The sequence below is a fragment of the Bacteroides sp. 43_46 genome (genome assembly GCF_001915455.1).
GTDB classification, from domain to species: Bacteria; Bacteroidota; Bacteroidia; order Bacteroidales; family Bacteroidaceae; genus Bacteroides; species Bacteroides caccae.
On record NZ_MNQN01000068.1, the window covers coordinates 1 to 13,030 of the forward strand.

Here is a 13,030-nt window from a genome sequence, read left to right on the forward strand (position 1 = left end):
TTTACCGGGCAGTAATATGGAAACAACCCTGTTTCAGCTCATACTTGATGTAGCATTTTTCGGCTTGTCGCAAATCTCTCAGAACTTCGGACAGAACAAGTTTCAGGGTATCGGAGCCGACATCCTGTAAGGGTCTTCCATCCTCGTCCTCCACCTTCTTGAACCGTTTCCAGCTAACATCGAAAGTAGCTCCGAAGCAATGCGCTGAGTTGGCGGAAGCGTTCCCGTTTCTGCGACGCAGACGTTTCACGTCGCTTTGGGTACGCAATACGGAAGTGACAATCACCTGATTGGGATTTAATCCTTTGGCAGCAAGTGAATCGAGAAAGTTAGAACCGATAGTGTCGAGTAGCGCACTTGCACGAGGGACGAGGTAGGGGATGGAATGGGTCAGCGAATCTACCACATAGAACTCATTATCAGTGATATGTGTCAACTTTTCTTTCATGCTTTCCGCTTCTTCCCGGTCCTCCAACGGACGGATACCAACAGTTTTTGCTACTTCCAGATGTTTGTCATTCAAATCGGGGAAAGAGCGTTTGTAGCTGACAACGCCACGAATATTGCGTGGTTCGTTTAGTTTGAGCGACATATCTTTCTTTTTGCAACCGGAAGTAAGCGTAAGCCCTGTAATTAGTAGGAAGATCGGTAAAATACGAAGTTTATGTATGGCCATTTTGTATTTTTTGCTTGCAAATATACACTATTTTGTTCTAGTTTACCAAATGGATTCTATTTGATTTTTTCGTTCCTCTACTATAAAGTTGAAAAGTATGAAGGTATCTGCAACAAAATAGTTGCAGATACCTTCATACTTTTCAAACTTATGGTAGAGAAGTTATGGTTGTTTCCTCTCTCTTTTAGTAGAGATTAGGGATTATTTCTTCTTTTCCTCTTTTTTCTCCTCAGTTTTTTCTTCCGTTTTGTTTTCCGGATGAATAATTCCCTTTACAGTTTCACCGATAGGCAGTTTATCCAATACGCCGAGACTAGGAGCAACCGTTTTCACTAATGTATTCAGAAAGTTGCTTGTACTCCCGTTTCCTCCATCGAATACAGTGATGTTTCCTAAGTTCATGTGTTCGAATGCCTTCACCTGTTCGCCGGCAATTTCCTTCCACTGGTCTACCATCTTGTATTGGATAGCGATAGCCGGATTTGATTCGGCTGCTCTTACCATTGCTTCGAAACCTTCTGCTTCGGCGAGCAATGACTTTTTCTTACCTTCCGCTTCTGCTTCCAATTTTAACTGGATCGCTCTGGCTTCCGCTTCCGCCTGTGCCAGAGTCGCTTTTGCGCGGGCCTCTGCTTCGCGGGTAATCTTCTCTGCGATAGCATTCGCCTGCAGGATAGCTTCTTGCCGGGCAATTTCGGCAGGAACAATTTTTTCTGCTTTCAGTGAAGATTCCACTTTTTTGGCTTTCGCTTCTTCCACTTCTTTCTGAGCAATTTCGCGGGCAGCCTGTACGGCAGCTTCCGATCTGGCAGCAGCTTCACCGGCTTGTTTGTCGGCGTTGGCTTGTGTCACGGCTAGTTCGGAGTTTGAGAGAGCGACTTCCTTTTGTGCTTCATTTCGTCCGATAGCAGCCTTCTTACCGGCTTCCGCTTGTTTGATTTCCATGTCGGAGTTCAGTTCGGCGATGCGGCTTTCCTTTTCGGTATTTGCCTGTTCGATGCGGATGTTTTTCTCCGCTTCGGCTTTGGCAACCTGCGCTTCTTTCTCTGCGTTGGCAATCGCTACTTGGGAAATTCTGTCCTTGTCTGCATTGGCAACAGATATCTCCTGCAATTTCTTGGTTTCTGCAATGGCGATATCCTGGTCTTTGCGGGTTTCTGCAACCTTCGTTTCACGTTCCTTGATTTGAGTCGCGATTTTGATAGCACCGAGTTTTTCCTGTTCTTCGATATTAGCTTGTGCTTCGTTCTGGGCCTTGCTCTCGGCTTCCTTACCCAAGTTCACGATGTAGTTGGCAGCATCGCGGATATCGCTGATGTTGATATTCATCAGATACAAACCGAATTTGCGGAGTTCCGTGTCGATATTGTCTTTTACCTTAGAAAGGAATTTATCGCGGTCGGAGTTCAGTTCTTCGATTGTCATGTCGGCTATGACCAGACGCATCTGACCGTAAACGACATCTGTAATCAGATTCTGTTTGTCGTCCATGGTCAATCCCAGCATACGTTCGGCGGCGTTTTGCATGACTTCGGCATCGGTGCTGATAGCAACAGTGATTGTAGTCGGAACATCTACACGGATATTTTGTGCGGAAAGTGCGCCTGTCAGTTTGCAGTCGATCTGCATCGGCTTCATTGACAGAAATTCGTAGCCTTGGATAATCGGCCAGACGAATGCGGCACCACCGTGGTATAATTTAGCAGATTTCTTTTCTCCTCCCGTCTTACCATATACAACGAGGACTTCGTCACTCTTACATTTGCGGTAGCGTGAAAGGATACCGATGAAAGTGAGCAGGATAACCGCTACTAATATAGCGGCCATGATTAGCATTTCTTGTGTCATAAATTTGTGTATTTAGAATAATTATTGAATATACAATGTTCCGTCCTGATATCTGGTGATAACGGTACGGTCTCCGGTTTGATAAGCTTTTCCCGATTCGGAGATGACGTCTACTTCGCGCATTGCTCCGTCACGGTTGGTTTGTACGGTGTATTTGCTGTCGCTTTGTTTGAAATAGATGGTACATTCACGTCCCACAAGCTGGTCTGTCTGTTCCGTGCAGTTGACTTGTTGCAGTTGGTAGGCTTTCTTATACAGAAACCAGACGGCAAAAACAAAGAATAACCCTACCAGAATACCGACAACGTAACTTTGGATTTCCGTGTTTCCCGCCAGATACATATACCAGCCGAATCCGATTCCGAAGTGGGTAAGTCCTTTAAAGGAAACCACACTGCTGATGTCGGTATCTACGTCTACATCTGCATCCAGATCTCCGAAAAAGATAGATAATACGAATTGGATGAGAAAGATTCCCGTTGTGACAAGAGCGATGATGAGAAAAAAGGTATGGCTCATAGTAATTCTGTATTAATATAAAGTCTCTAGTTATAATACCTCAAATATACGGGTTTATGGGAGATAAACAAAGATAATTCATAAAAAAAATCCCCACCCACTCAGCGCTACTTTCACAAGCTGCCTCTGAGTGGACTGAGGAACACAAACAAAACAAACAATTTCTGTGTAATTCTTTTATATCTAGTTATGAAGCTTATACTCTTTGACGGTTTCTATGCCGTAGGACAGTCGAGTATAAGCAGTGAGTCTTCACACAGCGTAACGGAGCATTTTTCCAGGACGTTGAGATCGATCTCTATTTTTATTCTACCGCAGACATCTTGCACTTTGTGTTTAAAGTCTACAAAACCCTTCACGAATTTCTCTATCCGGTTGGCTGAATGTTCGTATGCATACCAGTGCCCGTTTTCTTCAAACAGATACGCTTGGCGTATATCTGTTGATTCTAGTTGTAGGATGTCTTTCGGTGTCATAATGTGGCGTATTAAGTATTATTTTAAGTTGATATTAAAGGTATAGTTGTTGTTGCGGTAAAGAGAATAATCATCACTTGTACCCGGAGCGTTAGCTCCTAGTTTGATGCTATAGGTGTATGGGATAGTCTTTTCTACTTCTACTTTTTCTGTGATTGTGCGATCTACCCACTTGTAGTAGACGTAAGTGTAAATGTGGTATCCCTGGAGGATTCCAGTCGAATGCCACTCACGGGTTGTTTCGTATTTTTCGTTTGTATCATAATCAATGAAACCACCTTTCTGATTATTTAGATCTTTCTCCCAAAATTCTGCAAAATCACATTTTTTAGCGTCTTTATCCTCCTCATCACATTTCACAGTAACTTGAATTGTTTTTTCTATTTCTTCTGTTACAGTAGTAACCTTATCAGCTTTTACAATAAGTACTGTCTCTTTTCCGCTTTCCGGTGTGATATTTTCTCCTGTAAAATAGTAACAAGTGATTGGGGATGAGCTAGTCACTTCTTTATCATTAAAAGTGTTATCTTCGGGAAAATCTACATAAATATTTTCCTCACTACTTACCTTCATTGGTGAATAATGACTTTTGATGACTGCATTCTTTAATTGTAATCGAAGATTGCTTAATGTCTTTTCACTATCTGCTGCTTTAATTACAATATCCAGACGAGCCGCCATACGTCCCAATGTGATATTTACCGGATGCGAAGTACTTAATGTACCTTGGTAGAAACCATACATAAACATCTTGGAGGGCAAACCCAATTTAGCATCTGTTGCATTTCGGTTGATAGGCAACGTTAAAAGTTCTTTTTGTAATAGTTGCAGTGTCTTTGGCCATGAACCATTGTCATTACTTGGAGTCTTGACAGTTGAAGGGTTGCTGTCGCCGGCTGTCCCTTCGAGGTTGGCAATTAAACAAAGTGTTCCTTTGTTACTATCAGTAAGCGTTAATTTTGCAGTATGATTAGTTGATAATTCTCCTTTATCATTCAAATGAATGTATTCTGTATCACTTTCTACTAATCCCCCTTCTTCATTATAGTGCAATAACCATAGGTTGTACATCGGATTCTCGATTTTTAACTCTATCGGGTTGGCAGAGCGGGTTTCTTCTACTGTGAAATCCGTAGTCTGTAAATTGAGTTGCACGGCGATCTGGTCTTCTCCAAGTTCAATCGCCGGAGTTTGATCGTCGGATATCATCCATTCCTCTTCGGATGAGCAGGCTGCTAAAAACAGACAAGCTATTAAAGTATATATTGCGTTTCGTTTCATGATTTTCTTCTCCTATGTTTATTTATCGGGATCTATGTCAGCTGTCCAGGAAGACTCCTGCCAGTTGGCCACTGTAATGCCGTCTTTTATATCAAGTGTTACGGTGTAATTGTATGAATATCCCGGTAGGAACTGTTTGCCAACAATAGAATAAGTAAATTGTGTGGGGACATCATTTACCAATACATTCATAATAACTACTACCGGGGTAGAACGGCAATCTGTAGGCAAGATGCCTGTTTCTCCTTGCAAGATTCCTTCAGATGTAGTGATAAAACTTTTGGCCGGAACATAAATTCGATTGTATTTATCTCCTAATTTAGATGGCATATTGTCTCCTACGGTATAGTTATTTCCCGTGGTAGGATCTATTTGTATGCCGTCTATTTCAACACCCGCTTGCATGATAGATAAATCGGATATTTTATCAGTACCCTTAATTAAGAATTTCATGCGGGAAGTTACTTGCATCAGTGGATTTAGAAGAATAACGCCTTCATTACCTGAAATCTGACAAGTGGTAGATTCAGTTTGTGTCCAAGCATTATTGGTTGCTATCACATATTCTCCATTTTTAATCATGCATGTACCATCTTTATAGGATGCCTTCGCCGGTGAAATAGCACTAAATGTATATGTACCCGGATCTAAGAACAATGGAGTCTTGCTTACATCCTCTTCCTTATAATTCCCATTTTCATCAAATTGAGAACAAGGATAAAGTGATTGTACACCACCATCACCGGTCTTTACAACATAGCCTTGTGTTTGCGTAGTGCTGCCACTTTTTGCGAAAAGCCATAATGTACTACCTTCTGAAAGGTTCAGAATCTTAACTCCGTTTAATGCTGAGTTATTGGTAGCACGGGTGTTGCTTTCGGGTGCATCTTTTCCGGACATAATGGCATACTGACCTCCTAATTGTACTGTTACCGGTACTTTGCCTTCATTTGGCAGGGATCCTCCCTCTTCATCGGACGTACAGGCTGTTAGTAACCCAACCGGTATGAGAAGAAGCATTAGCTGTTGTATATAATTCCTTGCTTTCATATCTCTTCTATTTGTTTTGTTCTTAATTCACATTTTTATCGCGTACACAGCGTACAGAACAACCATAACCGCGTCGTTCCTCATTCCACATATATAGGTATCTTTGGTTGGTATCACCACTGAACTTTATACGGAAACTCCAGAACTTATTATTATTTGTATCTGCTGTGGATGTATGATAAATCGCTTCACTTCCGGCGTATATCAGAGCTGCTCCTCCGTCTACATGTATGTATCCGCTAATTGGTAGCATGAGTGTTTCTACCGGATTATCCCAATCAGTATACTCTGTGTTGTAATTGCTCGTTGTCAGTGTACTAAGTATCTCTGCAGGATAACGTGAAATAACAAGTACTGAACGATATCCTTGCGCATCGCCTCCTGTGTCACATTTATCTTTATCAATTGATGTATTTCCTACACGTTTGATTTGCCAACGTACTCGGTAAGCATTGGATGTTCCCAGGCGTTTGATTGCATAGATTGTACCCCACTTTTCTTCTTTTTTGTCAGAAGGAACTCCTACATATACTGCCTTCTCATTATGAACATCATAATTTACGGTTATACTGTAAGTTCCACTATGATTTAAAAAAGTTATATCTCCTGCATTTTGGCTACTTGGAACAATTGATAAAAATTCATCTTTAGTAGGTAGTCTCCAACCTTTCGGGCAAGGCTGATGCTCTGGTTGATCCCAGTATGTTGCACTTACAGAATGCTCAGAGGCCCAATCTCTACTATAGTCTTCATCTGCTGAAGAACTGAACTTAAATTCCTTATTTGTATCTCCCGGATCCTGCGCGCAATCATCATAGCCTATATTATTATCAGTGCGTTGGTTATCGTTATAATGTTCAGGAACGTATGGGAAAGGTTTAGCATTATTCGTTTTATTAGCGCCTTTACATGTAGGGGTTGCATTGATCGGATCCTTCACATTAGGGTCTAAGCAGCTGCCGTTCAAGTAATAAGGAATACTACGTCCAAATTGGTAGTAGAATCCCCGCGAAGCTTCCCAGCTTTGAATGCTTTTTGTTGCATCAGCACTTGTAGCTCCTAAGTTTCTATCCATCCATGTCACACCGCCGAAGGTAACCGAGCTACCTATTTGTGTATCCTCGTAATCCGAGTTGTCGTCTATCCAGTCGTATACACGAGGAATTACGGTTACTACCATGGTTGTGAATGCTTTGTATTTTGGGTTTTTATTATCAGTTGTATTTTCTACGTCTACTTCTTTAATACGATATGTAGTTGTCTTTTCGTAGTCATCCACTTTCGTTGTTACTTTCAGTCCTAAAGCATGAGAGTTAGTGTCTGTTCCTCTGGTAGGGAACGTCATTGCCGAAAAAATTTCATTTTTAGCTGTTTCTTCATTTATCTCAGTGTCTGCCTTGTATACAGAATGTGTATGGGCTGTATTATCAACTCTTGTATCTGTTGCGCTACTGAACTCTCCGGTTGCAAGACTTAAGTCGCCGGATAAATAGTCTATTAGTTTTACTTCTTTTAGAACAACAGTGGAATTGGCTAATTCTTCATTTTTTTGTGCGTAGATATGAAGTTTGGATAAAGTATGCTCAAAATTCAATTGTAATTTTCCTGAGTTTTTGTAGGTTTGATTTTTAAGATTACCCGCCCACATCACATCGGTTAATGCCCCGTTTTCATAAGAGACATAACAAGTGGGAGTGCTGTTGTCAGCATTATATTTTATTTCCGGTACATACTCTTTATCATTCAGAGTTACTGCATAAAAGTTTAAACTATGATTATTGAATTTATTGTTTCCGTCGAATGATATAGTGTGTTCATTTGTTTCAGTACCTTCTATTGCGTTCTTGCTTGGGGTTTTCTGTAGATAATTAGCATTCCAGTTGTCATTTTCGACAGCGAATAACTGGTATTTTGTACCTGCCTCAAATGCTTTCTGATCGTCGTCGGCGGATACGTCTGCTCTCGTATAGATGCTTGGAAGGCCCGAGAATTGAAAAACTCCATTCCCTTCTGCAGCACTATTATCATAAGTGTCTTCTGTACATGCTGCGAATGCTGTTATGGATGCAATCACAAGCAAACCGTTGATTATGTTATTATATCTCATCATGGCTTAATTGTTGTTTTGGATGTTTTTATTGTTTAGTCGGGTTAATGGGGACTGTGATTAATCCTCCTGCTTTCCAGGGTGCTTTTACGCCTGTAAGCGTAAATGAATCTTGGGTGAAGTTGATAACCACTTCATAAGCTTCTCCTGCCTGTGCTATTGATACCGGAGTCTGATTATTAGCTTCCAGTAGTTGTACATTCATCTCTCCATAGTTGGTTTTAATGTTATCTGTTGAACCTACGGGGGTCATTGTTGCTTCCAGATTGAAAGAGAGTTGTCCGTTATTGTTAGCTGGCATATTTAGATAACAAGTGCCTATGGTATATTCTTGATCGATGTCAGTCAAATATTGATCGGGAACGTGTAATGTTAAATCATTCTCAATAGTTTCTTGTGCTCCGGCAGCTACATAAGTCTCTTTATTATATTCCCATTTGTTAATGAGATATGATTTGCTGAGTGTTACTTTTACATCGTGTACAAGTTTACTGCTCTGCATCTTTTTGTCACGTTTGGCGTAGAAAGTGACTTTAGTTAACAGATGCTTGAATTCTAATGGTGATTTATTTGAAAAAGGACTATTTTTATTTCCTTCTTCCGTTTGTGAGGCGAGCACATCAACGGTTCCTGCCGAAATGGTTAAACTCAAAGCCAGTTGCTTATAATCATCGGATACCGTCAAACGATCACTTGGAGCATAACCTACTGCATATACCGTAGTACCGTTTGGATAAGGTATTGCTGTGTCATATGCATCTTCTTTGTAGTTATCAATTCCTGACAAGTTATCTGTTGAGTTATAATAATTATAGTCTGCTCCTGTGAAAAACGCAACCTTGAATGTTCCATTATCATCGAGCCCGCTCATGCTTTCACTGGAACGGGTGAAACTTATTTCTATGTTTTTGTTGCTAACGGGCAAGGAGTCGTCTTCTAGTATACTATTGCAACTGCTGACGCTAACTGCTGCTATCAGGAGCAATCCATTGATGATGTTATGTTGTCTTATTAGTCTCATAGTTATACTCCTTTTATTAATTATTTCCAGTTTCAACATCAATTGTAGTCCGTCCTTTAAGAACCCATGGTATCATGGTTGTATTTACTTCGATTGTTTTATCAGATTGCAGAGTATTGAATGCAGTAACATTGATTATGTAATAATTGTTACGTATAATTCCGGACGCTACGCTAAAATCTGTCGGTGAGTTCACAAATGTTTCATAGTACTGCCAACCACCTTCGTAAGTGATAAAGTCATTGGCGGTAACAGTCAGCCCAGACTCTCTCAAGTAATCGATTCCGGTACTTATATTGCTGTAACACATATCTTTCATACTTGTCGGGACCTTTTTGCAGGTATAGAAAGTGCCGTTACCGGATAATCTGTTTTTGGCTTCCTGTTCGGTCAAGTTGGTCTCTCCGTCTATGTTTTTGGGAGTAAACTTGGCGGCGACTTTCAAGTAGGTTGCCACTTTTTGAGCATCGCTGAAATCATTTGAACTCTCAGTATCTATATTTATTGTATTTTCCAGACAATAAATCCCTTCTGTATATCGCTTGTCATCTTCTTCTATTCGCTGAATATCATATTTTACAGCATTTTCTCCAGCAGTCACGTTGGTGACTGCTGTAAAAAAGTTAGCGTTATAATTTGCAGCCAGTGTCATACTCATCGGGAAGTTCGGATCTTCATTGTTCGCTTTTTTGAACGGAAAAAACTTCTTATTGGTTGTTTCCAAAATATAATGTACGTCACTCAATCTGATATAACCGTTATCTTTGGTCAAGTTTACATATTCTGTATTGCTTTTTGTAGTGCAAGTCAACAATACTTTGGACATGACACGAGTCAAAGTTGCTTTGATTCGTGTCATTTTATGCTCTTCAATATTAATGATTTCACTGTTACTGCCTTCAGTAACAGCCTGACCGGTCATTAAAAAACTGTTATCTTCAGTGATGTCTCCTATATTGTTTATCAATTGTTCCGGATTATGATCAGGAGCTGCCTTTATCGATTCTATTTGTGTATCTGTCATATTAGCTGCAACGAATATTTTTTTGTTGCCAATAGATGTATTTACGACAAAGTATAGGAATCCATTCTCCAAATCTTCTCCGGTGATTGTTTTATCTTGAATGTTGCTACCATTCGTATCCATAATAAACAATGTAAACTTACGGCATTTGCTCTCTTCTGTCGTACCGGATAGTGTTTTTTCTCCGTCAACCGCCCGTGTACCTATTTGTGGCATGCTGATAGATAGCATTAATTGAGCTTCAATTTGCGGTTGCATCTCCTGTCCTTCAACGAACTCATCTTGTGAGCATCCTGAAAAACCGGCAATAGCTATCAGAGTAACTAGAAGATTATATGTTAATTTGAGGTGTCTCATTATTTCGTTTATTTAGAGTTCGAAATCGTTAAGCTGAATGACCCAACCGTTTATTTGTATGACAGATTTGATTAGTGTCAAATTTTCGTCAACGAAGAATATCATGCTATACCGGTCTTCGCGATCCAGATATTCTTGTAATTCCATATCTTTATAGTGCTCTTGTTTTAGCATATTCAGATATTTAATCATATCCAGATTTTTAATAAGTTGTTCTCCCGTTTCTGTATTGGTGATATTCAGCTCCGGCTTTTTATCTTTCATGAGTCGTCCGACGCTCAGTTCTGCAATAGCTGCCGGATATTCGCTGTCTGTATCTTGCGTGAAAGCGCGTGATGTTATGTACTCTTGTTCAGTGGCAAATGGTTTATACGTCAACATGTTGTCCGGCAACAAGGAGTTGTCATAGTTCATGTATCCGTTTTCATCATATATTGTATACTTAAGATTTTCTTTTTTTAATGCTCTGGTGACAGGCTGGTCAGGGTGTTGATTTACCTGTGCTACAACAATGCGGATATTGTTTGTGTTCTTCACTAAAGAAACTTCAGTAATACGTTCTCTGCTGTTTCGGGTGAGGGCACTTTTTTTAACTTCTCCGTGCCACAGTGAAGAAAGTTCCTTTTCAACAATATATTTGTCTTTTTCATCTTCCGAACGTGTAGGAACGGCTTCTTCTCGCAGAGTTTTCACCTTTAATTCTGTGATTTGAGATGTTTGTGGATATAACACAGGCACTGCGAACGACTGGTCGTCTAATCCTGCCCATGCGATTAAATGGTATTCCCTCGGATCAAAATCCAGACTCATGGAATAATTATCGTCTGCCAGCATTTCTCCTTGGTCAGTTTTGTAATATACCATATTTCCATTGTCGTCAAAAGCATAAAGTGCGACAGTTCTAACTTCTTGAGCGAAAGCGTCTACTTTCTCCATATTATAGTCATACTTGAACTTTACCAAATATTTGATGCTGCAATCGCCTTCATTGTAATCCAGGACATGCACCAGCCAATACTGCAAGTAACAGTATCTTGTTTGCTCTTTTTTGTATGGTGGTCAGTATTCGTTTCATTTTCTTTGTTTTTTATGCTTTTGGAAAGTCTGTTTTGTTTATCTTATCAAGTAAGAGAACCGGTCAGGAGGGAAGTTGTCCCTTCCCGACCAGTTTATAGTGTGTGATGCAAATTATAAAATGATATCTACCAAGTTAATTGCCCAAGGAAGAACCTTAACTTCTATCTTCAGACTTGCTGCGTCCGGAGTGGGAGTCGGATCTCCTAATTTAGTAATGCTTGATACATTCAGTTTATATACATTGTTTCTAACGATTGTCTTATTGTTTGCATTATTGGTATAAATATCTGCTTTGTAGTAGCATTTACCATCTTCGTACATATCAATAAGAATCCCTGCCTTTCTGAAATCAGCAGCTGTACTCTTATCTGTTAGATGGTGTTTCGTAAGTATGTCACCGTATTCATTTGCTAATGACTCAAAATCTGAATATACTACATTTTCTGCTACATAGAAGGTTGTTGGTGTTTCTGCATTATCCCATGTTGCAACAGCTTCGTATACAACACATGTATTCTTGTTTACATCTTTGTTTTCCAGACAATATGTGATATTATCAGTTTTATTTGCAGTTTCTTCTACGTTTTGGATATTACCAACGATTGTTTTGGTTATATAATTCCACTTATCATTGTTTGCATCATATTCTTGAAAGAAATTAGGTGTTAAAGTATTAGTATTGGCTAATACATAAGTATCTTTCTGCAAATTAATAAATGAATATTCTTTTAATGTTATATTCAATGTCTTATCACCATATTTTTCTGAAGGAACTGTAAATGCAGAAGTTTGTGACTGTTCCATTAATTTAGCGGCTGCACGTTCAACATTAATTCTTACAGTTGCTTCTTCGCCCGCATCTACATTTCCTGTTGCTACTTTACCTTCTGCATTACTCATTAGGAATTCACCTGGTTTAGCAATGTATTCTTTGAGACCATCTAAACCTGACATATCATCGTAACTAGCGCTTGCTATCATGTTTGCATATGGTGTCGTAAGGTTTTCTTTCAGGTTTAAGAAAACATAAACCTGAACAGGTCCTGCAGCAACAGGAATACCTTTTTTCAAATATAAAGCATTTTCACTTGTGCTAGGTTCAAAATCATCATATATATAAGTATGGACGTCTCCATTGACAATAACTTTAGCTGTTTTAAAAATTTGTTCTTCTATTAATCCGTCTTCTGTATTTGCACGAGTTACTGTTGGATAAGAAATACCTAATCGTATTACGGCATTTTCTGTACCTTGTACTTGACCGTTGTCTACGGTTTCATCATTTTCGTTGCTACATGCTGTCATGGCAGCTACTGCCAAACTTGCTAATAATAAATTTCTAACTTTCATTTTTGTTATGAGTTTAATGTGTGATGTAATAATCTTTTTTTGAATGACATGCTACATATTATTATTTATGTATTCATGACTAACTTTTTTTCTTTTCTTTTTTTTGTGGGAAGAGTCATCTAAAGGATGGGGACCGATTGTTTTGTAAAAAACATCATTTCTTTTTCTGATCGGAAGCCCTTATATATTATAAGGTGAAATAACTAACTTCCAGTTGGAGGGATTTTGTTTGTTTCTTATAGGC

At 39.4% G+C, this 13,030-nt stretch carries 10 protein-coding genes and 1 pseudogene; all 11 read right to left on the reverse strand.

The genetic code is table 11. The features are described 5' to 3' along the window. Window position 1: 1 nt before the first annotated feature. The 11 genes and pseudogenes from BHV72_RS06485 to BHV72_RS06535 all read right to left on the reverse strand — a co-directional run bounded on the left by BHV72_RS06485 (window position 2) and on the right by BHV72_RS06535 (window position 12,786). Window positions 2-676, reverse strand: coding sequence for a DUF5715 family protein (locus tag BHV72_RS06485; RefSeq protein ID WP_022041778.1), 675 nt, complete (start codon window positions 674-676; stop codon window positions 2-4). Window positions 677-877: 201 nt separating this feature from the next. After that, on the reverse strand, window positions 878-2,524 hold the full coding sequence (locus BHV72_RS06490) for a flotillin family protein (RefSeq protein ID WP_005677313.1): 1,647 nt from the start codon (window positions 2,522-2,524) through the stop codon (window positions 878-880). Between the two features lie 21 nt (window positions 2,525-2,545). Next, on the reverse strand, window positions 2,546-3,043 hold the full coding sequence (locus tag BHV72_RS06495; protein ID WP_286855296.1) for a hypothetical protein: 498 nt from the start codon (window positions 3,041-3,043) through the stop codon (window positions 2,546-2,548). Between the two features lie 215 nt (window positions 3,044-3,258). Then, window positions 3,259-3,519 (reverse strand): hypothetical protein, encoded by a 261-nt coding sequence (locus tag BHV72_RS06500; protein WP_005677315.1) that lies wholly within the window; start codon window positions 3,517-3,519, stop codon window positions 3,259-3,261. 18 nt (window positions 3,520-3,537) lie between these two features. Then, window positions 3,538-4,800: a hypothetical protein gene (locus tag BHV72_RS06505; RefSeq protein WP_286855298.1), complete on the reverse strand. Its 1,263-nt coding sequence runs from the start codon at window positions 4,798-4,800 to the stop codon at window positions 3,538-3,540. Window positions 4,801-4,818: 18 nt separating this feature from the next. After that, on the reverse strand, window positions 4,819-5,850 hold the full coding sequence (locus tag BHV72_RS06510) for a BF2992 family fimbrillin-A clan protein (RefSeq protein WP_286855299.1): 1,032 nt from the start codon (window positions 5,848-5,850) through the stop codon (window positions 4,819-4,821). 22 nt (window positions 5,851-5,872) lie between these two features. Then, window positions 5,873-7,960 (reverse strand): FISUMP domain-containing protein, encoded by a 2,088-nt coding sequence (locus tag BHV72_RS06515; protein ID WP_286855300.1) that lies wholly within the window; start codon window positions 7,958-7,960, stop codon window positions 5,873-5,875. A gap of 25 nt (window positions 7,961-7,985) precedes the next feature. Then, entirely contained in the window at window positions 7,986-8,978 is a 993-nt protein-coding gene (locus BHV72_RS06520) for a fimbrillin family protein (RefSeq protein WP_286855302.1), read from the reverse strand. A 16-nt stretch (window positions 8,979-8,994) separates the two neighbouring features. After that, complete coding sequence (locus BHV72_RS06525) at window positions 8,995-10,359, reverse strand: Mfa1 family fimbria major subunit (RefSeq protein ID WP_286855303.1); 1,365 nt, start codon at window positions 10,357-10,359, stop codon at window positions 8,995-8,997. Between the two features lie 12 nt (window positions 10,360-10,371). Next, window positions 10,372-11,434: pseudogene (locus BHV72_RS06530) on the reverse strand (FimB/Mfa2 family fimbrial subunit). A gap of 113 nt (window positions 11,435-11,547) precedes the next feature. Then, complete coding sequence (locus BHV72_RS06535; RefSeq protein ID WP_286855305.1) at window positions 11,548-12,786, reverse strand: Mfa1 family fimbria major subunit; 1,239 nt, start codon at window positions 12,784-12,786, stop codon at window positions 11,548-11,550. Window positions 12,787-13,030 lie beyond the last annotated feature (244 nt).